The sequence below is a fragment of the Peribacillus sedimenti genome, from assembly GCF_046237635.1.
GTDB lineage: Bacteria > Bacillota > Bacilli > Bacillales > DSM-1321 > Peribacillus > Peribacillus sedimenti.
The window spans coordinates 1,252,332-1,278,130 of the sequence record NZ_CP143547.1; the positions used below are offsets into that span (position 1 = coordinate 1,252,332).

26 protein-coding genes and 1 pseudogene are annotated in these 25,799 nt (G+C 41.2%); 20 read left to right on the forward strand and 7 right to left on the reverse strand.

What is annotated here, in order from left to right; translation table 11 throughout:
* The 4 genes from V1500_RS06335 to V1500_RS06350 all read left to right on the forward strand — a co-directional run bounded on the left by V1500_RS06335 (position 1) and on the right by V1500_RS06350 (position 3,283).
* The gene (locus V1500_RS06335; RefSeq protein ID WP_409304736.1) at positions 1-1,296 is read left to right on the forward strand and encodes a four-carbon acid sugar kinase family protein; all 1,296 of its coding nucleotides are present in this window, start codon (positions 1-3) and stop codon (positions 1,294-1,296) included.
* Positions 1,280-1,552, forward strand: a complete 273-nt coding sequence (locus V1500_RS06340; RefSeq protein WP_409304737.1) for an Ldh family oxidoreductase — start codon at positions 1,280-1,282, stop codon at positions 1,550-1,552. Before V1500_RS06335 ends, V1500_RS06340 begins: the two co-directional genes overlap by 17 nt.
* A gap of 16 nt (positions 1,553-1,568) precedes the next feature.
* Positions 1,569-2,723, forward strand: coding sequence for an MFS transporter (locus V1500_RS06345; protein ID WP_409304738.1), 1,155 nt, complete (start codon positions 1,569-1,571; stop codon positions 2,721-2,723).
* A 425-nt stretch (positions 2,724-3,148) separates the two neighbouring features.
* The gene (locus tag V1500_RS06350) at positions 3,149-3,283 is read left to right on the forward strand and encodes a hypothetical protein (protein WP_409304739.1); all 135 of its coding nucleotides are present in this window, start codon (positions 3,149-3,151) and stop codon (positions 3,281-3,283) included.
* 751 nt (positions 3,284-4,034) lie between these two features.
* Here V1500_RS06350 and V1500_RS06355 read toward each other — a convergent pair.
* A complete protein-coding gene (locus V1500_RS06355; protein WP_409304740.1) occupies positions 4,035-5,222 on the reverse strand; it encodes an MFS transporter in 1,188 nt (395 codons plus the stop codon).
* An 80-nt stretch (positions 5,223-5,302) separates the two neighbouring features.
* Here V1500_RS06355 and yeiL point away from each other — a divergent pair, with 80 nt between their 5' ends.
* On the forward strand, positions 5,303-5,974 hold the full coding sequence (gene yeiL / locus V1500_RS06360; RefSeq protein ID WP_409304741.1) for a transcriptional regulator YeiL: 672 nt from the start codon (positions 5,303-5,305) through the stop codon (positions 5,972-5,974).
* 245 nt (positions 5,975-6,219) lie between these two features.
* Here the strand turns inward: yeiL and V1500_RS06365 are convergent, their stop codons facing one another.
* Positions 6,220-7,062 (reverse strand): aldo/keto reductase, encoded by an 843-nt coding sequence (locus V1500_RS06365; protein WP_409304742.1) that lies wholly within the window; start codon positions 7,060-7,062, stop codon positions 6,220-6,222.
* A gap of 64 nt (positions 7,063-7,126) precedes the next feature.
* Positions 7,127-8,323, reverse strand: a complete 1,197-nt coding sequence (locus tag V1500_RS06370) for an MFS transporter (RefSeq protein WP_409304743.1) — start codon at positions 8,321-8,323, stop codon at positions 7,127-7,129.
* 271 nt (positions 8,324-8,594) lie between these two features.
* On the opposite strand from V1500_RS06370, the gene V1500_RS06375 reads away from it, so the two are divergent.
* Together V1500_RS06375 and purT are read left to right on the forward strand one after the other, a co-directional pair.
* Positions 8,595-8,921: a winged helix-turn-helix transcriptional regulator gene (locus V1500_RS06375; protein ID WP_409304744.1), complete on the forward strand. Its 327-nt coding sequence runs from the start codon at positions 8,595-8,597 to the stop codon at positions 8,919-8,921.
* 621 nt (positions 8,922-9,542) lie between these two features.
* The gene (purT, locus tag V1500_RS06380; RefSeq protein WP_409304745.1) at positions 9,543-10,700 is read left to right on the forward strand and encodes a phosphoribosylglycinamide formyltransferase 2; all 1,158 of its coding nucleotides are present in this window, start codon (positions 9,543-9,545) and stop codon (positions 10,698-10,700) included.
* A 525-nt stretch (positions 10,701-11,225) separates the two neighbouring features.
* Here the strand turns inward: purT and V1500_RS06385 are convergent.
* Complete coding sequence (locus V1500_RS06385) at positions 11,226-11,570, reverse strand: DUF805 domain-containing protein (protein WP_409304746.1); 345 nt, start codon at positions 11,568-11,570, stop codon at positions 11,226-11,228.
* Between the two features lie 379 nt (positions 11,571-11,949).
* Positions 11,950-12,126 (reverse strand): DUF2187 family protein, encoded by a 177-nt coding sequence (locus tag V1500_RS06390; RefSeq protein ID WP_409304747.1) that lies wholly within the window; start codon positions 12,124-12,126, stop codon positions 11,950-11,952.
* Between the two features lie 234 nt (positions 12,127-12,360).
* On the opposite strand from V1500_RS06390, the gene V1500_RS06395 reads away from it, so the two are divergent.
* The 5 genes from V1500_RS06395 to V1500_RS06415 all read left to right on the forward strand — a co-directional run bounded on the left by V1500_RS06395 (position 12,361) and on the right by V1500_RS06415 (position 15,108).
* Positions 12,361-12,489: a hypothetical protein gene (locus tag V1500_RS06395; RefSeq protein WP_409304748.1), complete on the forward strand. Its 129-nt coding sequence runs from the start codon at positions 12,361-12,363 to the stop codon at positions 12,487-12,489.
* Between the two features lie 57 nt (positions 12,490-12,546).
* Positions 12,547-12,705, forward strand: a complete 159-nt coding sequence (locus V1500_RS06400; RefSeq protein WP_409305932.1) for a hypothetical protein — start codon at positions 12,547-12,549, stop codon at positions 12,703-12,705.
* Between the two features lie 420 nt (positions 12,706-13,125).
* A complete protein-coding gene (locus tag V1500_RS06405; RefSeq protein WP_409304749.1) occupies positions 13,126-13,659 on the forward strand; it encodes an acyltransferase in 534 nt (177 codons plus the stop codon).
* A 701-nt stretch (positions 13,660-14,360) separates the two neighbouring features.
* On the forward strand, positions 14,361-14,903 hold the full coding sequence (locus V1500_RS06410) for a DUF6241 domain-containing protein (protein ID WP_409304750.1): 543 nt from the start codon (positions 14,361-14,363) through the stop codon (positions 14,901-14,903).
* Complete coding sequence (locus V1500_RS06415; protein WP_409304751.1) at positions 14,893-15,108, forward strand: hypothetical protein; 216 nt, start codon at positions 14,893-14,895, stop codon at positions 15,106-15,108. The genes V1500_RS06410 and V1500_RS06415 overlap by 11 nt, the downstream gene beginning before the upstream one ends.
* Positions 15,109-15,203: 95 nt before the next feature.
* Here V1500_RS06415 and V1500_RS06420 read toward each other — a convergent pair whose 3' ends face one another.
* Positions 15,204-16,478, reverse strand: a complete 1,275-nt coding sequence (locus V1500_RS06420; RefSeq protein ID WP_409304752.1) for an ATP-binding protein — start codon at positions 16,476-16,478, stop codon at positions 15,204-15,206.
* 232 nt (positions 16,479-16,710) lie between these two features.
* Here V1500_RS06420 and V1500_RS06425 point away from each other — a divergent pair, with 232 nt between their 5' ends.
* Both V1500_RS06425 and V1500_RS06430 read left to right on the forward strand, forming a co-directional pair.
* Positions 16,711-17,556: an STAS domain-containing protein gene (locus V1500_RS06425; RefSeq protein WP_409304753.1), complete on the forward strand. Its 846-nt coding sequence runs from the start codon at positions 16,711-16,713 to the stop codon at positions 17,554-17,556.
* A 166-nt stretch (positions 17,557-17,722) separates the two neighbouring features.
* Positions 17,723-18,244, forward strand: a pseudogene (locus V1500_RS06430) (DinB family protein).
* 154 nt (positions 18,245-18,398) lie between these two features.
* Here V1500_RS06430 and V1500_RS06435 read toward each other — a convergent pair.
* On the reverse strand, positions 18,399-19,067 hold the full coding sequence (locus V1500_RS06435) for a response regulator transcription factor (RefSeq protein ID WP_409304754.1): 669 nt from the start codon (positions 19,065-19,067) through the stop codon (positions 18,399-18,401).
* A gap of 129 nt (positions 19,068-19,196) precedes the next feature.
* Between V1500_RS06435 and V1500_RS06440 the strand changes: the two genes are divergently transcribed.
* The 6 genes from V1500_RS06440 to V1500_RS06465 all read left to right on the forward strand — a co-directional run bounded on the left by V1500_RS06440 (position 19,197) and on the right by V1500_RS06465 (position 25,374).
* Positions 19,197-20,081 (forward strand): R2-like ligand-binding oxidase, encoded by an 885-nt coding sequence (locus V1500_RS06440; RefSeq protein ID WP_409304755.1) that lies wholly within the window; start codon positions 19,197-19,199, stop codon positions 20,079-20,081.
* Positions 20,082-20,103: 22 nt separating this feature from the next.
* Positions 20,104-21,636 (forward strand): aldehyde dehydrogenase family protein, encoded by a 1,533-nt coding sequence (locus tag V1500_RS06445; RefSeq protein ID WP_409304756.1) that lies wholly within the window; start codon positions 20,104-20,106, stop codon positions 21,634-21,636.
* Positions 21,637-21,657: 21 nt separating this feature from the next.
* Positions 21,658-22,869 carry an iron-containing alcohol dehydrogenase gene (locus V1500_RS06450; RefSeq protein WP_409304757.1) on the forward strand — a complete coding sequence of 404 codons (1,212 nt, stop codon included), beginning with the start codon at positions 21,658-21,660 and terminating at the stop codon, positions 22,867-22,869.
* A 361-nt stretch (positions 22,870-23,230) separates the two neighbouring features.
* Positions 23,231-23,425 (forward strand): hypothetical protein, encoded by a 195-nt coding sequence (locus V1500_RS06455; protein ID WP_409304758.1) that lies wholly within the window; start codon positions 23,231-23,233, stop codon positions 23,423-23,425.
* Positions 23,426-24,304, forward strand: coding sequence for a GNAT family N-acetyltransferase (locus V1500_RS06460; protein ID WP_409304759.1), 879 nt, complete (start codon positions 23,426-23,428; stop codon positions 24,302-24,304).
* A 122-nt stretch (positions 24,305-24,426) separates the two neighbouring features.
* Positions 24,427-25,374: an aldo/keto reductase family protein gene (locus V1500_RS06465; protein WP_409304760.1), complete on the forward strand. Its 948-nt coding sequence runs from the start codon at positions 24,427-24,429 to the stop codon at positions 25,372-25,374.
* Positions 25,375-25,799 lie beyond the last annotated feature (425 nt).

Consider the following 25,799-nt stretch of genomic DNA (forward strand, 5'->3'; position numbering starts at 1 on the left):
ATGATTGGTGTCGTTGCAGATGATACAACCGGTGCAAATGATATAGGTCTTATGTTCAGTAAAAATCATTATTCAACAAAAGTGGTAGCCTTTGATAAACAAATGGACTTTAGCGCTGATGTGGATGTACTAATCATCGATACGGACAGCCGATTGGATTCCCCTGAAGAAAGCTATGATAAGGTTTTTAATGCGACAAAAACTTTACAAAAATTGGGAAGTTCCCTCTTTTTCAACAAAACCTGTTCTGTATTTCGCGGGAATATCGGCAAAGAATTTGATGCGATGTTAGATGCCTTAAATGAGGATTTTGCGGTTATTAGTTTAGCTTTCCCTAAAAACGGAAGGAAAACGATAAATGGGATTCACACGGTGCACGGAAGGCTTTTGGAGTTATCGGAGTTTGCCAAAGATCCGGTGCATCCGATGCGACAATCAAACCTTGTGGAAATCCTGCAGCAACAAACGGCGCGAAAAGTAACTTTGGTACCTTTGGAAATAGTCAGAAAAGGTCCCGTCGAGCTGCGTAAAGAAATAGAAAAACAGCGTGAATACGGCCAATATTGCATTGTCGATTCGGAGAACCAATCCGATTTAGCCATCCTAGCAGAAGCCATTCATGATATGCCTATTCTTTGTGGCAGTTCGGCAATTGCAGAAGAATTGCCGTCGTTTATAAATAAGGAGCTTGTTCAAACTTCCCTAGAGGATCTAATCATTGACGATCCCCATGGTGTATTAGTCATCTCAGGAAGTCTTACCCCACAAACGCGCTCTCAGACCGCCCACTTAATGGACATTGGAACATCTGCAATCATCCTGGATTCTCGTAAGGTTTTTGATCAACAGGTAAAAGCAACGGAAATTGAACGAGTAACGCGAGAGGCTATTTCGATCATTAAATCCGGAAACAATGCACTGGTAATGGCTGATCATAGACAAGAAATCGTAGATGAAACAAAAAAGTTGGGTAAACAGCTGCTGCTTAATGAAATGGACACAAGTAAAATGATTTCAGCAGCCTTAGCGGAAGCTGCCCAAATAATTATAGAAAATACAGGTTTAAGAAGATTGGTGGTAGCTGGCGGGGATACTTCCGGAACCGTTTGTCGCCGTTTGGGGATTAAAGGGAACTATGTCTTGGAAGAAATAGAAGCAGGATTACCATCAGGCTTAACATTAGACCACTCCATGTTAATTGTATTGAAATCCGGAAGTTTTGGTACACCGGAATTTCTGGAAAAAGCAATTACTCATTTAAAAGGATTGTTCAATCAAAATGATGGAACGAGATGAACATTTATTTATAGCGATCAAACCAGATCTGTTTATTTCGAAAGAAGAATTTGAAAATCGTATGGATACTTTTGTTTCACGAGTGAAATCCCTTCCGAGAGCACAAGGGTTTGAGGAAATTTTAATCCCGGGCGAGCCTGAAGAACGAAAAGCCATAGAAAGACTGGAGTCAGGAATACCCTTAACAATAGAAGTAAGAGACAGTCTCCATAATGAGGCAAAGCATCTGGGTATCAATCTTTCGGATATCCTGTAATAGAGGATGATAGATTTTGACATTGAAGGTAGTCTTAATAATTCTCTTTTTCTTTCAATTAATGACCAATTTAACTAGACCATTGCTTCCGTTGTATGCGAGTCAATTAGGGGCAAGTACAATGGAGGTTGGGACTTTAACAGCGGTGTACGCATTTTTTCCTTTATTATTGGCGATTCATGCCGGGAAAATTGCCGATCGAATGGGAGACCGGCTTCCAATTCTATTAGGAATGCTCTTTGCCACATTGGGATTCATGATTCCATTTTTTTTTCACTCGATTGTTAGCCTTTATGTATCACAAATTATTGTCGGTGTTTCGCATATTTTTATCATTATTTCCCTGCAGAATGTTCTGGGAAATATATCGACGAACGGGAATCGCGACCACTATTTTGGGATCTTTAGCATGGTTGTAGCGATCTCCCAATTTGTCGGTCCAATAATAGGCGGTTATTTAGCCGAATACACTACCTATTCATTTGCATTCTTCGCAGCTGCCATTATTGGCATAGTTCCGATTGTTTTTGCTGTTTGGATTCCGGTGATCACAGAAAAATCATTAGCAGGCCCTCTTCCCGAAGCCGGCAGTGCCCTACAATTATTGAAAATACCTGTGCTTCGGAAAGCCTTGGCCGGAAGTGCCTTAGTCCTGTATTCCAAGGATATATTTGTAGCTTACTTTCCGCTGTATGCAGCTTCCCTGCATATCTCTGATTCCAAAATCGGCTGGATTATTGCCTTGCAAGGCCTGGCAATGGTACCAGTAAGATTTTTTCTGGCAAGATTGACTGCATGGATGGGGCGTGAAAGATTACTTTTGATATCAATTCTTGCAGCAGGCATTGCCTTTGCGATCATCCCATTCACATCAAATATTCTTCTCCTGATGTTTTTATCAGTACTTATGGGGGCTGGATTAGGATGCGGCCAGCCTTTATCCATGACTACGATCTATAATGCTTCCCCACAATCCAAAACAGGGGAAGTATTAGGTTTAAGATTAGCGACCAATCGCATATCACAATTAATGGCTCCTATATTATTTGGAATCATAGGGAGCGGTGCGGGCTTACTATCCGTATTTTTAGTAAGTGGAGCATTTCTTGTTGGAGGTGCCTTTTTAACACATTCTAAGGAAGATTCACGCTTAGTTAAGATTTCATCATAAAAGGGCTTAATTCTTCTTCAACGCCTGCCTTTCCAGTTCTTCGAGCTTTTTTAGGAAGTCCACTCCAGCTTCCAGGAATTTGATACAGCCTCTGCTTTCTTTAGCCTTTCCTCTGCGGAAAGGGGCTTGGAAGAGGGTCTCCTCGTACTCCCTTTCCCACGTCGTTCCGTAAGGAAGCCTTGTTCTCCAAAACGATTAGTTAGGAATTTCCTTCAATTTAGACCTCAATCCATCCGTCGGTCATTACTCCACATTGCCTGTGTCCGTGGAGGCGGTATCTTTGAATCTCTTTCTGTGAAAACAATGGACCAGAGGGTTATGATGGACAAGGAAAATAAGCCAGGGACTTAGATGGGAATCTGATTGACCCTGAAAATTTTAGTGAAGAGGACACAAGCGATTTTATTAAAGAGGTAGCTGGATTCGTGTTTATTGGTGAATTTGACAATGAACAGGCTGTTTTCGACCAGAAAAAGGCTTTAGCTAAAAATTATGGTGTTTTTGATGACAAAATAAAGGCTTTATATCAAGACCCTAATAAGCCAATATCATTAGTATAAGTTCCCGCATCCCTTTGGAATATTAGTTGAACCAAAGAGCCCTTTTGACCGAGGGCTTTTTGGTTTGCCTAATTTTTGTCCAAGTTGCCCAACAAATACAAAAGAGAAGGATGATTACCGTGTTTGAACTATTAGCTTACACAGGCGTATCGACCCCCGCACATGTTATCCAAAACCTTGAATAAAAGAATAATTCGAAAATTGAAATTGGGGTCGGGGGTTCGAGCCCCTCAATGGTCATCAAAACGGCTAAAGCGCTTATCAGCGTTTTGGTCGTTTTTTATATTTATCACTGAAATTATGTTTCTAGCCAGCACAATTGTACTTGTACTCTCCTCACTACATGATGGCATCCATGTTCCTTAAGCCAGTTGATTAACGGTAGAAGATATACGTCTATAAATGGCATTTGCCTTCATTACAACGAAACAATCAGTTAAGAAACTAAAGAGGAAGTTTCATACAACTGACAGCTTTTTATTTTTAACATTTTGATTATATTTTCGGTGAAGTAACAACGCATTATAAAAGCTTGTATCCCTAATTAATAAGTAATCTGGGATACAAGCTTTATTAGAATTTACTTAATTACTGTTTTCCAATTATATGGATCAGCAAAGCCTGACGCATGTGTTTTGACATGGGTGTTTTAATTCTTGTATTTAAATTTGGACCAGTCATACATCTTGAAAGAAGGCAAGTCTTAAACTGATCCTAACCGTTAAGTACTCCACCATACAGATAGAGGGGATTAAGCTTTAATTCCATCGTTGGAAAAAAGGTCTTTCCTTCTTAGTTCTAATTTCTGGTAAATAAACGCAAGAAGCATGGATGGAATGGAACAAATAATCATCCCGATAAAGGCGTATCTTGGCTCGATTTCATATAAATAGCCGCCGAAAATCGTAAATACTGCAGTGCTCCAGCTAAGTGCGAGCGCTGAATACATACCTTGTGCTTTAGGAATCTGCCTAGGTGAAATATTTTTGATTAAGTATTTCATAAAGGCATAATGCCCCATGGCAAATGAGCATGCATGCAATGTTTGAGCGATACAGAAAACAGTGACATTCGGGAAGGCAAATAATAATATCCATCTTATGGATGAACCAAGAGCAGCCAGCGCCAGTAAGGAGCCAACTGAAAAGTTTTGAAATCTTCTATCTGCGATAGCAAAGAAAATGATTTCTGCCAATACGGCAATGTTAATAATCACGCCAATCAAGTATTTCGGTGCATGGATTTCTTGTAAAAAAAGGTAGCCATAATTGTAATAAGAAGCATGTGCCGCTTGCAATAAAATTACAATGATGAGCACTAAGCCAAAGTGTGGGATTTTAAATAATTGTAGCATGCCGCCTGTTTTGGTTAAATCCGCTTGTGGCCTCTGGGATAATACAGCAGGTGTGTTCATTTGGCCAAGACACGTGAATACCAATGCACCTAGCAACATCGCCCATAAAATCACTTCATCTCCAAACCTCCCCGAAAAGAGGGTCAGGATTATACCGCTCACGACAAAGCCGATGGATCCCCACTGGCGGCTTCTCCCGTAATGTCTTAATTGTTTATTTTGTACTAGGACGCCAGCAGCGCTATCTAAAGCAGGCATCAACGTTGGGTAAAAAATATGTAAAAATAACGTTACAATAAGCAAGCTCGAAAAGGAACTTGCAGGGATGTAACATATAATTGAAATTAACGTGCCGATTGCCGACCCATTTAAGATAGTTTTACTGCTGAATTTCTCTGATAGGTAAGGAAATGCAATTAATGTAGAAAGACCTCTTGCAACTAAACCCAAGCTCATGATCAAACTGGCTTGTGAAACCGTTATCCCTTTTGTATGAATCATCCATCCTGTCCAATAGGGCAGAAAAATACCCCATGTCATAAAAAAACTAAAAAATTGTTTGCTCATCCAGCGTTGAGTGTTCATTCTGTATCCCTCCATTGTTTGCATGATATCATGAAGATACGTACAATAATATGAGATATCTCATATTTTTGAGGTGGATAATGGAAAGTTATAAAAGGGAGAAAAAGCACCGGTATTTGGAGAAAAACTCGATTGCACACTTATTTTCTTTTCCGATTGAAGAGTTCATGGAAGTGCATGAATATCAACCTGGTGAATGGATCATTCAAGAAGGCATGAGACCGGATTTTTTATTTTATGTAATTGAAGGAAAAGCAAAAATTTATGTAACGCATCAAAACGGGAAAGTTTCCCTGATTAATTTCATCAACGCAAATGATTATATTGGGGAAATGGAATTATTAAACGAGGTGTATTATACAAAGGGGATCCAAACCACTACGAAGACCACTTGTTTTGCTCTTCCTTTTTCACGTTATCGTGCACAATTGCTCGAAGATGCGACATTTCTACGTGAACTAACCAAGTTTTTAAGTGTAAAAGCAACTAAAATGGCGGCAAAATATTCGCAAAGTCTCGCCTTCCCGCTTGAAAACCGGCTTGCAGATTTTATTTTGCAAACTGCCGATGAAGAAGTTTATAGAGAAAAACACATAATTGTTTGTGATTATTTAGGCGTCTCCTATCGACACTTATTGCATGTGCTTGCACAATTTTGCGATAAAGGGTATTTACAAAAGGGCGGACGCAACTATCGCATTCAGCAGTACAAGGAACTATATAAACTGGCTGAAATGATGAGGAACACGTGAGGCTGTTATCTTTACCGCCTTCCACTTCATTGCAAGTCGAGGAGAAAGATGGTTAATTCAGGTTGACATTTGGCTTAATGAAAACAAACCTCAGGTAAGAAAGTAAGAGAGAAAGTTCGTAAACGTTGAATATATCTTCAAACGGGCTGCTTTCTTTTCTGTAACAGGGAATTATATTTTTCTGAATGATAAAAGCTCGTAACACTGGTTACCAAGTAATCCAGGCTACGAGCTTTACATGTATATTAAAAATCAAAATTGTCAGGATCCGGACCTACCCGGCGATTATCGTTCATGCCATCTATCGCTTTCATGTCTTCGACGGATAATGTAAAATCAAAAACAGTAGCATTCTCAATAATTCGATGTTCCTTAATGGATTTGGGAATGGTGACCACTTCATTTTGCAGATCCCAGCGCAATATAATCTGCGCAACTGACTTGTTATATTTTTGTGCGATACCTTTAAGGATTTCATTATCCAGAAGCTCGCCCTGCATTAAAGGGGACCAGGCTTCCAGCTGGATGCCATGTTCCCGGCAATATGACTGCAGTTCTTTTTGTGTGAGGCGCGGATGGTATTCCACTTGATCGACCATTGGTTTAATCGTTGCATCCTTCATCAAATCTTCGAGATGATGAATGTGAAAATTACTGACTCCAATTGCTTTCACCCGTCCTTCCTTATAAATTGTTTCTATTGCCCTGTAAGCTTCTTTATACTTCCCATCCACCGGCCAGTGGATCAGATATAAATCCAAGTATTCAAGTCCGAGTTTACTTAAGCTCCCCTCATAGGCCGATAATGTTGATTCGTAGCCTAGATCAGTGTTCCAGACCTTTGAAGTGACAAAAAGATCTTCTCTGGAAATACCTGCTTCCTGGATTCCTTCACGGATTCCCTGTCCGACGCCCTCCTCGTTCTGATAGATGGCTGCTGTGTCTATACTGCGATATCCATGTTTAATAGCTATTTTGACAGCATTTATTAAGTCCGGGCCTTCTTCAACCTTGAACACACCCAGCCCGAGCCAGGGCATCTTTACCCCGTTATGCAATGTTGTCGTATCTTGTAGATTCTTAATCACTATAATTCCTCCTTTTACGAATATTGTATTGTTTTGTTTTACACGAAATAGAATATTTATCACATCAATTTTGTTTTTTATCCAAAGCACGGCTCCAAGAGGTAAGCAAGACTGCTCCAAAGACCATTACCCCGCCTATCCATGGAGTGTGAATCAGCCCGATTGAATCTGCGATGATGCCCCCAACAAAGGCTCCAAGGGCAATGCCTATATTAAACGCAGCAATATTTAAGGCTGATGCGATATTCACGGCCGCTGGCATATGCTTTTCAGCCAGCTGCACCACATAGATTTGCAGGCCGGGGACATTCATAAAGGCGAATAAGCCAAGGAAAAAGATCGTGATGATTCCTGCTGCCTTGAATGGTGCTGTGAATGTAAGAATGATTAATATGACGGCTTGGGTTACGAACATCCAAAATAAAGCATGTAACGGGTTTTTATCGGCTGCCTTGCCGCCAATCGTGTTTCCAAAAGCTACGGCGATGCCGTATACAAGCAGAATGACACTTACAGCGCTTGGAGCGAAGCCTGTTATTTGTTCCAGGATCGGAGCAAGATACGTGAATGCCACAAAGGTGCCCCCATATCCTAAAGCCGTGATGGCGAAGGACATTAAAAGAGGGCCATTGGTCAAGACTTTCAGGTTATCGCCGAGTTTAGATGCCGGTGCTTGTTTTAGGTTATTAGGTACCAATATGGCACTTCCGATGACTGCTATGATTCCAAGAAAAGCCACAGCCCAAAAAGTTGCCCTCCAACCGAATGCCTGGCCAATAAATGTGCCAAGCGGAACGCCGGTTACCGTGGCAACGGTCAATCCCGTAAACATAAAAGCAATCGCGCTAGCCCGTTTATTTTCGGGCACAAGGTCTGCGGCAATCGTGGAGCCAATGGAGAAGAACACTCCGTGTGAAAAAGCCGTTACAAACCTTGCGACAAGCAATAATCCAAAGCTTGTCGATAAGGCAGCGACCGAGTTCCCGATGATGAAAACGATCATCAGGAGCATCAATAAAGATTTCCTGTTCATTTTATTGGTTATTGCTGTCAGGATAGGAGCTCCAATAGCCACTCCCATTGCATACCCTGAAATCAGCAAGCCTGCCAAAGTAATGGAAATATTTAAGTCTCCAGCTAAGGAAGACAATAAGCCTACGGGGACAAATTCCGTCGTACCGATTCCGAATGCGCTTATGGCTAATGCCAGTAATGCCGGAGTCTTCCCTTTAGCTTTAACATCTATTGCTTGTGAACTCATTATTTAAGGTCCTCCCGATGGAAAATTAAAACAAACTGCGACACAGCGTAATCGGGCCCATACATGTATTACGCCGGCACCTGGCTATTATGGAATACACAGGACAAAAAGAGAAGTACGCACTTTAAAGTGCTGTAGGTACTTTTTAGTGCCTGTGGTTTTCTTTTTGCAAGGTGTTTGTTATTATGAAAAAGGACTTAAAATGAACAGTACGTACTTTGAAGTACCATAGATGCCTTATGGTGCCTATTGATATAGTGGAGGAAGAAAAATGGCATACAATATTCCAGTAGAAGCCACGCTTGAAGTCATCGGGGGGAAGTGGAAAGTGGTCATCATGTGCCATTTGATCAAGGGAGAAAAAAGGACAAGCGAACTGAAAAAGCTTATGCCTGGCATTACGCAAAAAATGCTGACCCAGCAGCTTAGGGAGCTTGAAGGAGATGGCGTTGTGAATCGGACCGTCTTTGACCAGGTTCCTCCAAAAGTCGTATACTCACTAACCGACTATGGCTGGTCCCTTCGTCCAATCCTGGATGCCATGTGCAAGTGGGGAGAAGGACATATTGAACTGACTGGCGAGGAAGTTATAAATTAAAGAAAGCGCGAGCGGCCGGTAATAAGCCCTGCCTGTTCGACCTGTTGGTGTTTCGAATGCAGCAGAAACCAGATAGCTGGAGCTAGCCACCAATCTAAATAAAGTATTTTTTATTTGAACAAAGGGATTCGATGCCTTAAAGGATATTGAATCCCTTTTTTCTATTCCTCATGCATTATTCAGATTATACGTCTTCCCCCATTATCTTCTTCACCTTGTTTATAATGGACGATCGTCAAGGTGGCGAGCCCCATGAGAAGAGCAGCAGCCTCATATCCAACCACCAGCAAGAAGTATTTATTGCAGCCCCCATGTTTCACTCATCGTGATGACCCTAGCCGATCCCTTGCCAAAAAGTAATTTTGGATCTTTATTTTATGAAATAAAACCCTTGGACCCATTTACTCTTTAATTAATGGCTAGAATGGCTAAGTATCTTCTGAAGAAATGTATCGAGTAACCATCATTCATTTTTATTTATTGTGCGGCAATAAACTGTATTGTTCTTAAAATTATATTTATAGATACTTTATAAAATGTAAAAAAACGAATAAAGTTATATTTAACTTAATGTAATGTTCGTTTATAATGATTTTGAATAGACTGGGGAGGAGCGGTTATATGTATAAAACGAAAAAAGTTTTATTATTAGGATCAGGTGAATTAGGAAAAGAGGTCGTGATTGAAGCTCAGCGTCTTGGTATCGAGACAATTGCTGTCGATCGATATGGAAATGCTCCCGCCATGCAGGTGGCGCACAAGAGCTATGTGATTGATATGCTTGACCCAAAGCAAATCAGGGATATTGTCGAGAAAGAGAAACCTGATATAATTGTGCCGGAAATTGAGGCCATTGCCACATCTGAACTTATTAAGCTGGAAGAAGAAGGCTTCAATGTAATACCAACTGCTCGTGCGGTTAAATTAACAATGGATCGTGAGGGTATAAGACGATTAGCCGCTGAAACTCTAAAGCTTCCTACGGCTAATTATCGCTTTGCAGATACATATAAAGAATTTGTTAAAGCTGCCAGAGAAATTGGGTTTCCATGCGTTGTTAAGCCTCTCATGAGTTCTTCAGGTAAAGGACAGAGTGTATGCCAATCCGAAGATGAGCTGGAGAAATGTTGGAAAGTAGCGATGGAGGGTGGAAGGGTGCAAAACGGAAGGGTCATCATCGAAGAATTTATTCGGTTTGATTCGGAAATTACCCTTCTTACTGTTCGTGCGGTCAATGGGACAATGTTTTGTCCTCCGATTGGTCACATTCAGAAGGAAGGAGATTATATTGAATCCTGGCAACCTCATGATATGACAGAACAACAGATTAAAGAGGCGAAGAGAATTGCCCAGGCCATTACTGATGAGCTTGGAGGATATGGAGTATTTGGAGTAGAGCTTTTCCTTTCTCAAGATAAAGTCTATTTCAGTGAGGTATCTCCACGCCCGCATGATACTGGTTTAGTCACCCTTGTCACGCAAAATCTTTCTGAATTTGCCTTACATGTCCGAGCCGTTTTAGGTTTTCCTATCCCTGAAATTACTCTGAATACACCCGGAGCGAGCCGGCCCTTAAAAGCAGGGGATGAATTAACTGAATACTCAATAGGCGGATTTGACCAAGCGCTGGGATTACCTAACATACAGCTTCGTGTATTTGGAAAACCAGTAACAAGTGTTGGCCGCCGAATTGCAGTTGCTTTATCTGCAGCCGATGCAGTTGAAGCAGCAAGAGAAAATGCTGCACGTGCACTGGAATACTTACGTTTAGAAAAATAATTCTAAAATGAAGAGGCACTCTTAGATTTGAATGCCTCAGAAACGCTGACAAACCCTATTTTTCTAGGATAGGGTTTTTTAGGTGCATATACAATGTTCTGTCAATGCCGATTCCCTTATATTAGAATTGAGGGAAAACAAGTAGGAGACGATGTCGTATATATATGAATTTAAACATCGAAGAAAACATAATAAGACACATGGAACTCCGAGTAGGAGAAAGGCTTTTTTGTCGTTAATTCTGTTAGAGCGTTAAGCAATCTCCCTTCCTGTAACGTTTGTCTAATATCCTTTATATTTGATTCTATGAAGAAATACATATTCGCAACCTTCGATCACTCTTTAATACAAAGTACATGTAGCTTGCGAAAGAATCTTTTGGCCAAAGGGATTGAAAAACTTTCTGAGTATGGAGTTGGAGTATATATAATCGAAAAGGACCTTATAGAGGGGCTTAATTTTGCAAAATGGAGTATTTGATGAAGTACAAAAAAACCGCCAGCATTGACAGGCGGTTTCCAGTGGCTAAATTTTAGGCAGGGGGCCATATTTATTATCATGCGCGTCACTGTCATGAACCAAAAAAACAATGAGGATTATAGCACCAATCAGCGGAATAAGTGCAATTAATTGCCACCATCCAGTTCTCCCGGTATCATGAAGTCTCCGTGCCGTAACAGCTATGGAAGGCAACAGTATGGCTAAAGAGTATAACGAAGTCAACCAGGATTCTATATCCAAGATGGTCTGCAAAATCGATAGAACAAATGAGATAATTACATTTATGAGAACAAACATCCAATATTCCTTACGACGCGCCCTCCCCTGAAACCCTGCATAATTCTGCAAAACTTTAAAATACCAGCTCATTGTAAGTCCCCCTAAGATGATCGGAATTTGTTAACAAAAGGTCCCCTTAAATATCATATGAGCGATGAGCTGTTTATAGAAATCTAAAAATATATGTGGCCTATGTTTGAGAAAACACATTAAAATCAAATGTATAAGTCTAATTCCACAGTCGGGCATCAGCGTAATAGCAGGAGAGGCATAACCATTATTTTTTATGAATCTGTGTATTGAATAAAGCTGTTCCTCTTTTCGGAGCTGTAATCGGGATTTGAAGGGTTATTGCAGCCAGGGTATGAAATCCTTGTGACCAGCATATGGTTGCAGAATAAAACCCCTTTGTTCAGAATACTTGAACAAAGGGGTTTGTGTTTTCTTGAAGCCTTTTGCTATAGGTTTCCTACTTTACAATTTTATAATTCTTATGGTTTACCACTGTAACATCACCATTGAATACTATGTCAGTTGGATTTTTTGTAATGCCTACAATCACAGAGTTTTCATTTACTTTGCGAACTACTCCCTCGATCTTGCCTTGAAAAATGATTTTGTCTCCAATATTTGCAGTTGCAGCCATAACAATCCCCCGTCAACACTTTTATCAATATCTTTCCCTTACCGACATAAATTAAACTTGTATCAGCATGCAAAAGAAGCTGGCCAACCACGTGGTCATCGCCGTCCCTGTAGGGCATTAAAGGGCGTGCTTATTTTACCTGAATAGGACAGTACTGTTGTTATTAAAATTTTATAGCGCTTACGTTTTTCTGTATACCAATTTAAGTACATTTTATATAAGGTGAATAAAGAAATGTTTAGATTAGTTGGAAAAGTGGCTGCTATTATCGGTGTTACAAGAGGGATTGGAAGAGCAATGTCTATAGCTGCGGCAGAAGCCAGGTGCATCCATAGCATTGCTTCAGCGAAATGTGGAAAATGACGCTGTAAAAAGGAAATTGAGGATTTAGGACAAAGATGTATGATCGTTCCCTGTGACATGGATAATACCTACCGACTAAAAGCGGCTATCCCAGCGGTTGTGCAGGAATTTGGAAAAATAAATACCCTTTTCAATAATACTCGGATCCAAAGACGTTCACCATCAGTTTCTTTTTCAGAACAGGTTTCTGGGATGATGTCACTAATACAAATTTGAAAAGTGTATGGATTGTGAGTCAAGAAGTGGGTAAATTTATGGTTCCTCAAATTCATAGTTTCATAGTTCTTTCCACCTTATATTATTCGATCAGATTTCTTATTAAACCAGGCACGCTTCCCTGGAATGGTGTCGCCCATTATTAGGTAGAGTTTTAAGTTTTTCTGTAGCAGTGTACCAGGCAGCCTTTCTGAGTCCCACACAGGTTTCCTCGTTTCCAACATAAATATATGTCAACTTTTCTACTGACGTTTTGTCGGGTAACCACCGACATTTAGCTGTGCTGCTTAATGCAAATTTTTACTCCTTAGAATGCAACATTATAAATATTACAGCTCTCTTAAAAATCCATAAAACTGTCGACAATTCTGATTGATTCATATATAGTTATTTACAAAAAATGTAAGCGGGGTGTGTGTTATGTTAAAGAGGATCATTGATAGATTTAGAGGAGAGGCATCCACAGAAACTCTGGTAAAGTATGGATTGACAGTGGGAGAAAATTTCCAGAGACAGGCTCAATGTATTATCGATCCTTCACATTGCTGGCTTATAAAAATTGGAGACAATGTTACTCTTGCTCCCAGGGTACATATATTAGCACATGATGCAAGTACAAAAATGCATCTGGGATATACGAAGATAGGGAAAGTCATCATTGGCAATAATGTGTTTATTGGTGCCGGCAGCGTTATTTTACCGAATGTCCAAGTTGGAAATAATGTAATCATTGGTGCCGGCAGTGTAATATCCAAAGATATACCGGATAACACAGTTGTTGGCGGAAATCCGGCAACCATCATTTGTCCAACGAGCGAGTATATCCAAAAACATGGCAGTAGAATGTCCGCTAGGCCGACATATGACGAGAATTGGACCTTTGATAACATTACCAATGATATGAAGAAACAAATGAAGCAAGAATTAGAGAATGGCATCGGATATATCGTGTAACTGATCTGGGAATAGTCTGACCGTGCAGTACTTTTGAACATTAGAACGAAGCTATATTTCTTGAATTATAGTATTAAACCTCGTTTAACTTTTTACACTACTGAAAATAGGATTCCAGTCTTCCCGCTTACCCTGTAAAGGCGCATTGTAGGGGCAATAAGGCTAAAACGTGATCAGAGCACGCTTTGGCCTTTTTTATTTGCTTCAATGTTTGCTGGCGTCTTTCATGTTACCTGAACAGGACAGTACCAATCCCCCCATCAAACCTGGCTATTGATGGTATAATCAGCCTTATTTTTTATGTTCCGTTATAGTAAAATGCTTTGGATCTGAATTCCTGCATTAGCAAAGATCTTCTATGTTTTTCATAATGTTAATTCAGTCATAAATAATAAATTTTTGAATTCAGAAGGTGAACCTTTGTCTTTTCCACCACAATTTTCAATTTGAAAAGAAATATAATGCTTTCAGAATTAATTCTTGATAAATGTCAATGTCTGTTTGTGCTTCTTTAGATTTCATATATTTTTGTAAAAATTGGATGATTCGACAAACGAAGCAGGAACTCAAAACAGTATTCGAGAAGTATATAACAACTTAATGGTTGTCGTCCCGGTTCGGGCCCTTTGAATCATGCATTGTAAGCACGAATGAGATTGTTTTTACTAAAAACAGAATTAGGTTACTGAAAGGAGTTAAACATGAGGAGCTTAAAAATACTGGCCTGGATATCTGGCAGCATTGTGTTATTGGCTATTGTATCGGCCGGCCTGTATTTCTTTTTCATGGCAAGTGAAACGGATATAGAAGCAAAGCCGACCCTCGCGGTTAAGGAAGATACAAATCCTAAGGGAGAATCATTTATTCAAGTAATCGAAACGGAAGAGACTGATCTGGCAGAAGAATTCCCAATGGATATGCCGGAATTCGATATACAGGAAGCGATCCATGGCATGACACATCAGAAAATCATTGCTGAGGATAAATGGGGCTTTATCCCGCTTACAGAACAGCGTGTTCAACGGTTGGCAGCTGTAGTGGAAAAGAATATAGCGAAATATGAAAACGCAGAACTGTACCAAAATATTTTGAATAAATGGGCCAAATATGATTTTTTAACGGTGGATGAAGACCATAACTCGATTTGGGAGCTGCAGGGAGGAACAATTGGTGAAGCTACCGGCATATTGTCTGCTGAAGAGGAGAAAAAATTTATTAAGGAGCATTATGACATTGATGAATAAGGCTGTTATTAAACGTATAACATCGCGTTTGACTGCAATCGCGATGCTTACCGGTGCTTTTTATGGGATTTTTTTATTTGCAATGCAGGAAAAGCCAATGAAGGATGCGCGGTTCCCGGAGGTAGAAAGACAGCATGGGCAAAAAACATATACAGAAATCATAATTGAAAGGGACTCTATATCACAGAAACAAGGCTCCAAGTAATAATTATATACATATAAAAGAAATGGCATACATTCTTTGGGTCAGCCTCCCTTTACTATGGTTAATGTGATAGAGGGGGTCTGACCCTTATTTTGTTATGTGTCACATGGCTGTATGGCTTCTCCTGGCAAGAATACACTTGCTTCGGTCCCTTGGCCAAGGACACTCGTATAAAATAATTGTCCGCCCATGGCTTCAATTATACTTCTTGAGACCGAGGTGCCCAGACCAGTTCCTTTGTCCTTTGTTGTGTAGAATAAAGTGCCTATTCGCTCCAGCTGCTCAGTGCTCATGCCCTTTCCTGTATCTCTTATTGATATGTTTGCTTCGTTCCGGCTGCATGTCATGGAGATCAGTATACTTCCGCCTGAATCGGTTGCTTCAATGGAGTTCTTAATGATATTGATCAGAGCCTGCTTAATCTGGTCGCGGTCCGCATGCAGGATGAAATCTTTCTCCAGGTCTCGAACGATTTGAATGCCGGCTTTCACAGCAAAGGGCTGGAGGAGGGTGCAAACTTCGGATATTACTTCATATAATCGTATTTCCTCTAGCTTTTTAAACTGAGGCTTGGAAAAATTCAAGTAGTCATTGATGATATGCTCCGCCCTGCCCAGTTCACTTAAAACCAATGGCAGGTACGGATGGTTTTTATCTGTATTTTTGTCATCCTTCTGCATGATCTGCAAAAAGCCCTTTACCACGGTCAAAGGATTTCTGATTTCATGGGCAACTGAGGCTGCCAGCTCACCCAGTGTGTTTAGTTTTTCTGCCCGCAACATTTCCTGCTGCATTTTATCTCTCTCGATCAATGATTCATTTAGGATGCTTGCAAACCAGATGGCAAGAATATGAATAAATCCGAATACGGCTATGTTTAGTAAAATGTCATTCAAATCGGAAACGGACACGTCATTTACAGTATAATGGACTGCCAACAAAACAAGCATAACGACCGCAGGCCATATCCCGATCAATACAGAAATCCTGATTCGTTTCGTTTTTTCAAACGACCAAAATTTCTTGAGGGAAAAAATAGAAATTGCTGCAACCAGTAAAGCACTAATGTACTCGAATATAATATGGTCTCCGTTAATAAATATAAGAATCCCCAGATGTGCCGCTAAAACCATTGTCCCTGCAATGGGACCGCCATACAAGAAGGCGAGAACCAGCGGCGCGAAACGAAGATCCCAATGAATGCCATGGTCATAGAATGAGAAAATGACGCACAGGGTTACAGACATGCTCTGCAGGACACCGCATAAATAAGGAGACCCCGCATATTTTTTATTTTCAAAAATAGCACTGTAAGCAAAAACGGGCATCAGGATAATAAGGATATGCAACAATAGCTTTTCAATAACCATTGATCCGCTCCAGTCAAAATTGAAGTCTACCTTTTTAATACGACATAAGTTGATGATTCCCTCCAAATCTTACACATTCTGCTCATATTGTTTAACATAATGTCAGAAGGAAAATAAGGCAAACATATAGAATTTACTATGGTACTTTGGAGAATTCTTTTGACTTCGCTAGACGATGTATAACAAGTGATAGAGAAGCATAAGCAAAATCAAGGGGTAAGGGGAATGTATATTGAAGCATGAATTAAGGTATATAGGCGAGAAAATTGTTACCAACCACATTAAATTAGCTGAAGCGGTATTTGAATCCATAGACCCTGCTTATAGCGTAAAATTGAAAGAAGCTGGAATGCCGATAGATGAACTTCTTAATTACAGGGCAGAACTGCTTCGTTATTTTGGGCAAGCCTTATATGAAGATACGGATTCCATGGTTGGAAAAGCTGTCGAGTGGGGGATCATGGCTGCTGAATTCGCCATTCGTTACAATGTCTCTCTGAGTGACTCATTAAGAGCAGTTTCTTTTTACCGGACTGTGATTTGGGAAGTGTTTACCGAAGAGCTGGAAAAGAATCAATTTGCTGCAATTACGATGCTGGATGTCTCTAAAAAAGTAGATCCATTGCTCGACAAAGTGTGCAGTACGATTGGAGAGGTATATGAAAACCATAGCAATGAATTAATGAAACACGCTTATTCGGCACTTGAAGAATTATCGGTCCCAGTTGTGCCGATTTCGACTGGCATTGCGGTTATCCCTCTTGTGGGAGCAATCGATACAAACCGTGCCCAGCTAATCATGGAAACATCATTATCGGAGAGTGCGAGATTAAGCTTACAGACGATTATCATGGATATCTCGGGTGTTCCTGTTATAGATACGATGGTTGCTAACGAGTTTATCAAAATTATATCAGCGTTAAAGATGACAGGAATCCAGGCGATTATCACAGGAATCCGTCCAGAAATCGCTCAGACCATCGTTAATCTGGGTGTGCATATCGGTGATGTCAAGACACGGGCAAACATGCAGCAGGCCCTGTATGAACTTGGTTTTCGTCAAGAGAAGCAAAGGTAACCGTCCTGTGTTGACTGTTTTATTTGAGGTGCTGTAAGCACAAATGGGAGACCCAGATCCGGTATGCCCATTTTTTATTATACCATTATTAACCATTTTATATCAGTCTTTTTCTATCTCTGTTTTTTAGATAATCTATTATGTGAAATGCGAGGGGGGCAGGAAAATGATAGATTACCGGATACGCCAGACGGAAAATTTTACGGAAGCATTGTGATCCCTTGTATCCATGCTAGAACATGCAAGGTCGGTCACTTTGAGTGAGATTGCAAATCTGAGCCAATTTGAGCTGGATTATATGCCTGATCAGAGCTCCAACTCCATTGGTGCACTGCTATGCCATATTGCTTCCATTGAATTCGTACACCAGATCATTTCTTTCGAAGAAAGGGATATTAATGAAAAAGAACGTTTGAAGTGGGGGACAGCTTTAGAGTTAGGAGAGAAGGCAAGTCTTACATATAGAGATAAACCTCTTGATTATTACATAGCTGAGCTGGCTGCGCAACGCGAAAATACCATAAGGCTGTTAAAATCGAAACACGATGAATGGCTGTTTGCGGAAAAGAGATGGGATAACGGAATTCCTTATAATAACTACTGGCTTTGGTTTCATGTTATGGAGGATGAAATCAGCCACAGGGGGCAAATCAGGATGATCAGACGTCTCCTTGCACATTCAAACTAAGGCAGTGGATGCAGCGGACTATAGGCTGCAATTAATTGAGTTCAGCATGCGAGGCAGCTTAGAAGTCCAATGCTTATCATTATTGTAAATACAATGGAATGTATGAAAACAGGGCCGCACTGACAAACAGAGCGGCCTTTAAGTATCCGTATTTTTATAAAATGATGCCTTTTCTCATGCCGACAGCCACTGCTTCGGTTCGGTGGTTTACACCCAGCTTCCTGACGACTGAACTGAGGTAATCTCTTACTGTAAATGCACTGACGGACATCATGGATGCCATTTCTTTAATGGAGTAACCATTGGCAAGGTATTGAAGGACTTCTGTCTCTCTTTTGCTTAATGAGTTTTCTTTAGGCGCAGGCAGGAATGGTGAGGTGAAATAGTGTGACAGCAGTGATAAATAGTTTTTGCTAAATGGATATTCGCCAGTATATTTGTCTACTAAAACGAAGCCTACAACGATCTTCAACAGGCTGATGGGGACAATTGCAAGGGTTGATTCGAGATTTTCTGCATATTTAGCAGGGAAGGAGTCTATGATTTCCTCCCTGTTAATAAATACCGGCCTGTTTCGGGTCAGGCTCTGATGAAGAGGGAAAATTCGCCGTACATCTTCTTTAATATTTTCAATTGAATACAATTTATCTTTTTCTATTAAAAAAATCCCTTCCCCCGTATGGCTTAAAGGAGAGTATGTAAACAGCAAAGCACGATCGAATGGGAAATAATGAGTGCAGCCCCGCAGCATAAGTTCTGCTTTTTTCCGTAAATCAGTAACCTCGGCCACCCGTTTTATATATTTGTACATACTATGTTCCATATTTCGTCAAATTCCCTCCCTACATTTTCAGTGATTTATAGCCTGTTTTTTAAATCTTACAATATATTGAAAGCCCTTACAATTTTATCTAGTGAATTTAATGGGCTAAATTGTCATAGGAGGGTATGCATGGAGAACAGGATTTTGACCACCAGCAGCAGAGGTCTATTGGAGGATTCCCTGCCGTTTAGGCTGTTTCAGAAAGCGAAACGTTTTGGCGTCTGGAATCCCTCAGACTTTGATTTTACCCAGGATGCAAATGATTGGCAGAATTTCACCGCTGAACAACGGGATGATATTCTTCGGCTCATTTCACAATTTCAGGCTGGAGAAGAAGCGGTGACAAGGGATCTTTTGCCGTTGATGATGGTAATCGCAAAAGAAGGGCGCCTTGAGGAAGAGATGTTTTTGACAACCTTTTTATTCGAGGAAGCAAAGCACACTGAGTTTTTCAGGCTGGTGTTGAACGCCATTGGGGAAAAGGGTGACCTTTCCCGCTACCACACTGCAACCTATAACACCATTTTTAACGAAATCCTTCCGGCTGCAATGGAACGCCTTGTGGACGATCATACACCAGAAGCTCTGGCGGAGGCTTCTACGGTCTACAACATGTTTGTAGAAGGTGTACTGGCTGAAACCGGATATTATGCGTTTTATCAATCACTTGAGCAAATAGGGGCTATGCCAAATCTTTTAAAGGGCATTGGCTTATTGAAAAAGGACGAGTCACGCCATATTGCTTACGGAACCTTCTTGCTTCAGCGTTTGATCAGTGAGCATCCACATATTTTTGATATGGTAGCGACAAAGATGGAGGAATTGACACCCCTCGCAATCCAGCTTAACCAGGAGGGGATCGTCAATGGGTCGTCATTCGGCAACGATGTGGAAGAAACCATGAATTTCACGATGAAGCAGCTGTCGGTTCGAATGGAAATCCTCGCAAGGTCACAAGGAAAAAAGATTGATGAAATATACAAGCAGAAGGAAAGCGAAATGGGAGTAGTCTAACAGGGAAAAGGAGGATATAACAATGACTGTTCAAGTAGAGGTTCAAACGTTCCCATTATTTATAAATGGAGAATGGCAGCAGGCGAAGAGCGGTGAAACCTTTGAGGTTTTCAACCCAGCAACAGGTAATGTAGTAGCCAGGGTGGCCAGGGCTGGCGAAGAAGATGTGGAACTGGCAATCAAGGCGGCAAGAGATGCTTTCGACAAGACTGATTGGAAGAACATGAAACCAAAGGAACGCGCCAAGGTGCTGAATGCGATTGGACATGGCATTGCCGAGCATGCGGAAGAGCTTGTATATCTAGAAACAATTTCAAGCGGAGGAACCGTGCGCAGAGTGTCTTCCAATGATGTCTTACAGATGGTTGACCTATTCAACACAATGGCGAAATTTGTAAAGGAATATCCATTCTCTGAAACGCTTCCCTCCCCACCCTTTCCAGGACCTGCGCATAACTTTATCTGGAGGGAGCCAATCGGAGTATGTGCAGCCATTACTCCATGGAATATGCCGATGCTGATTGCGACCTGGAAGATTGCCCCTGCACTGGCCATGGGAAATACGGGTGTCATTAAACCGGCAAGCTTTACACCATTAACGACTCTGAAATTGGCAGAGATCATTTCCAAATTTGTCCCGCCAGGCGTTATAAACGTTGTCACAGGACCGGGTGCAGAAGTAGGAGAGGCGCTGGTTCGCCATCCGAAAGTGGACAAGGTGGCCTTTACGGGGTCGACCGAAGTCGGCCGGAGCATTATGGCTCTTGCTGCTGGAACAATCAAGAATACGACCCTCGAGCTTGGCGGAAAGTCGCCTAATATCATTCTGGAAGATGCCGACCTTGATATCGCTGTGCCAGGAAGCTTATTTGGGGTCTTCTTACATTCAGGACAGCTTTGCGAATCCGGCACACGCCTGTTTGTTCCGGACAAGCTGCATGATGAAATTGTCGACCGGCTTGTCTCCCTGACGAAGACACTAAAGCCAGGAAATCCACTGGATTTGGCTACTGATGTTGGTCCTGTTATATCCAAAAAGCAGAAGGAGAGCATTTTAGCCTATATTGAAGATGCCAAACGCGATGGCGCAACCTTAGTTTGCGGGGGAAATGAAATTACTGTCGAGGGCTGTGAGAACGGCCATTTTATCGAGCCTACCATTTTCACCAATGTAACAAATGATATGAAAATAGCAAGGGAAGAAATATTCGGACCTGTGCTTTCCGTAATCAGGTACTCCAATATTGATGAAGCGATCGAGATGGCTAACGATACCATCTATGGCCTTGCTGCAGGAGTGTGGACAAGGGATGTCAATAAAGCGTACGATGCCGCACGAAAGCTTCAGGCAGGTGTGGTCTGGATCAATGACTGGCATATGCTTCGAAATGACGCCCCTTTCGGAGGTTATAAGCAGAGCGGCATAGGCCGGGAGATGGGCAGGCATTCGCTTGATGCCTATACCCAGCTCAAGCATGTCCATACTTCAATGGTTCCGGAGGCACATCGCAAAACCTGGTATCAGCTACTATTTTCAAATACAAATCAATCATAATTTTAGTGAGGGGTGAACGTTATGTTATCAACGACAATGTCCAGTTACTGGCTGCGAACAGCCATTCACACTGGTTCGAATACAAGAGCATTAGTGCCTGATATATTCAAGGGAATGGGGGCAAAGCGTGTCGTCCTTTTTAGTGACAGAGGCTTGGAGAAGGCTGGTGTGGTGGAAAAGGTAGCACAAATATTCAGCCTTACGCCGCACGGATCTGGTCCTGAACTCGTCGGTACTTTTGTTGATATTAAACAGGATGCAGAAAGCAGCTGCGTCAATGCGGCAACAAGGTATGCCCGGGAGGTAGGCGCGGATGCATTGCTTGCGCTTGGCGGAGGAAGTGTCCTTGATACAGTAAAGGGAGTGAAATACTCATTATTCAAAGGATTGACGGATATAAATGAAGCCATTCCAGGCGGGTTTGTCGCCGAGTCTTTCCCGGAGGCACAGCATATACCGATCCCGCATATATCAATTCCGACTACTGCTGGCACTGGTTCTGAAGTATCGCCGATTGCTGTTATTTACAATGAAGAAATCAAGTTAAAAACGAATATCATCAATCCGTTCATTGCTGCAGATACGGCTATCCTTGATCCGGATCTGACTGTCGGGCTGCCGCCGCTTATCACGGCTTTTACCGGAATGGATGCCCTGACGCATGCCATTGAGGCACTTGCGTCTCCTACTGCAACTTCACTGACCGATTCGTATGCCCTGCATGCAATTCGCCTGATCAATCAAAATCTGCCGATTGCCGTAAGTGATGGTTCCAATGTAAAGGCAAGAATGGAAATGCTGCAGGCGAGCCTGATGGGAATCACGGCGTTCAGTTTTGCGTTAAATGCCATCCCTGTCCATAACCTTGCACATGCATACGGAGCGATGTTTAGAATACCGCATGGTTTGGCAAATGCCGTATTTTTGCCGATCGTCATGGAATATATCCCTGACCTGTATTTACCTAAGGCAAAACCGCTGGCAGAGGCTTTTGGAATTAAGGAGGATACGGAAGATCCGAAAGTGCTACTAGCAAAAGCTGTGGAGAAAATCAGGGAGCTGCAGTCCAAGACTGGCCTTCCTTCTGATTTCTCACAATACAATATCTCGGAAGAAAGCCTGCAAAAGGCGACACCTGCGGTAGCTTCAGATCCGGCAGCTATCAACTTCCCAATTCCAAAGGAGCTTATTGAAGCTATCGGGCAGCGTGTAGTGCCAATGCTGGTCAAATAAACAAAGAAATTTTCGGGGGTCATATGTACGGAAGAAAAAAAAGAGCTGAAACATCGGCATTGTCGACAGCAATAAGATAATGCCTGGAAAGGGAACCTCCAGAAGGTTCCTTTTTTTCTTGAAATTATTTACAATATGGATAGCGTATATATTATGTATTTAAAATTTCACGATAGAAAAAAGGGTTTATGTCAAGGAAGCCTTTGCCCTGATGGAAAAGGTGAATGGGCACCAAGCAGCTTTTTTTATTATCAAACTGTGAGACGGGATAACAGTAACCATTAATCAACTTTAGGAAAGGCTATCTTTTTCGCCAAGCCCGGTAAGCCAGATGGCCGGACGGCTTGAAAAGGACTATTATTTGAGGAGAGAGTTATTTGCAGTTCTTAATGATAAAAGCACCTTGTTTTTTACGAGATACAATGATGTTGATTGCATAATCACCGATAAATACTATAGTGAATTTACATTAGGAGAAGTGAAGCAATTCCAGGAATTGGGTCGAGAAGCTGTTACACGTAATGACGGAGACGGACAGGGGATCGGGGGAAGATAAATGAATGATGAGTTAAGATTTATTAAAGGATTTCAGGAGAATGAAAAATTAAGAGAGAGTTTTAATGGGCTTGCAGGCAGTGTATTTGGTATCAGCTTTGAAGAGTGGTATCAAAAGGGTTATTGGACAGACAAGTATATACCATTCTCTTTTACATATGGCGACAAAGTGGTTGCAAATGTTTCAGTTAACCTGATTGATTTACTTATAAATGGAGAAAAAAAGACAGGCATCCAGCTTGGAACAGTAATGACCGACCCCGCATATAGGAATCAGGGTTTGTCCAAAAGATTAATGGAAATTGTGCTGGAGGAGTATAGAAATGTGGATCTTATGTATCTGTTTGCAAACGATACGGTTTTGGATTTTTACCCTAAGTTTGGATTTAAGCAGGCACAAGAAAGCCAGTACATTATGGATGTAAAACAAGCTCCGGGTAAGAAAAAAGGGTTCCGAAAGCTTAATGGTTCGGTTGATAAGGATCAACGGCTAATATATGATCTTGCTTTAAGGAGAATGCCGGGATCTCAAACCTTTGGGACAGTTAATACTGCTGAACTGTTGATGTTTTATTCCATATACGTTTTCCCTGAAGATATGTATTATCTGGAGCAGCAAGATACGCTTGTTTTTTGTAAAGAAGCTGGTGACCAACTACATCTCTTCGATATGGTCTCCAGTACAAATATTGATTTGGAGACCATTTTACGAGCCTTCGTTTCAGAGGATACGAGGCAGGCAATTCTGCATTTTACACCAGAAGACCCTTCAAAATATGAAATTGTGCCGTTTCGTGGAACAGAGGTTTTATTTGTAAAGTCGAAAGACGATGTAACATTTCCAGCTTATTTCAAGCATCCCGTTACAGCACAGGCGTAGCTTATCCCAAAGGGTATTTTGTTGTCAGAAAAATCAGCATTTAGTATTATGGACTTGTTGTTGAAGACTAGTATCGATAAACTGATGTTTAACGAAAAAATAGAGCTGAAAGTGGGGATGGCATGAAGTATAGAAAACTGGGACGGACAGGGATAAAGGTTAGTGAGATTAGTTTGGGAAGCTGGCTTACATACGGAAATTCCACAGAAAACGATACAGCTGCCAGCACAATTGAAACAGCATACGAATTAGGCATCAACTCCTTCGATACCGCCAATGTGTATGCCAGAGGCGAAGCAGAAAAGGTTGTCGGAGAAGCACTGGGCAAATATCCGCGTGAATCCTTTGTACTGGCAACAAAGGTATTCGGACAGATGGGGGACGGCCCGAACGACAAAGGACTGTCCAGAAAGCATATCATTGAGCAGCTGCATGCAAGCTTAAAGCGCCTGAAAATGGATTATGTAGATATTTACTATTGCCACAGATATGACCCGGAAACACCAATTGATGAAACACTGCGGACAATCGATGATTTGGTTCGCCAGGGGAAGGTTTTATATGTAGGGGTAAGTGAATGGACAGCCCAGCAAATTCAGCTTGGCCTCGGGACAGCGGATAAGTATTTGCTCGACCGGATTGTGGTCAACCAGCCTGCCTACAATATGCTAAACCGTAAAATAGAGTCGGAAATCATTCCGTTCAGCGAAGCAAATGGCATCAGCCAGATTGTATTTTCTCCGCTTGCCCAAGGAGTGCTGACGGGTAAATATAAAAGCCGTGAAAACCTGCCGGAAGGGAGCCGCGCAACAGACCCGAAGGCTAATAGATTCATGGATTCCGTATTACAGGATGATGTGCTGCAAAAAGTAGCTAAACTTGAGGAAGTTGCAAATTCGTTGGACATCTCCGTGTCCCAACTGGCATTAGCGTGGGTATTAAGGCAGCCGAATGTGGCCAGTGCTTTAATCGGGGCAACCAGACCAGAGCAGGTTGAAGAGAATGTCAAGGCAAGCGGGATTACTTTAACGGAAGAAACTACGGAACGGATTGAAGCAATTCTTGCGTGAGTTATGAGAAATTGCTAGATTGATATAAAACTGTTTAAAATTATATACTATGAAATCCTCAATTCCTTTAAAGGGATTGGGGTTTTTTGATTATGACTTTTTGTAGATATTGAGAAATTTTATAGTTTTTGGTTGGAAAATTGTTTTGGAATAGTAATTTTTTAAAGGTTCACTATTCTGCGTTTGAATATTGCGATAATTAAAAATATTTTCAACAAAACTTTTAATATTGTAATATATCAAGAAATGATTATAATAGTATTTATCAGAAAGACAGTTGTCTTTGTAACGTGGAACAGTTAGAGGAATCAGGCATGACTATATTTAGATGAGCTAATGCTTCATTTTCATGAAACTAAAGAACAATTCCTATCTAATTAAAAGCCATCTGTATTTTCCAGGTTATCAGAACTAAATTCGAACCT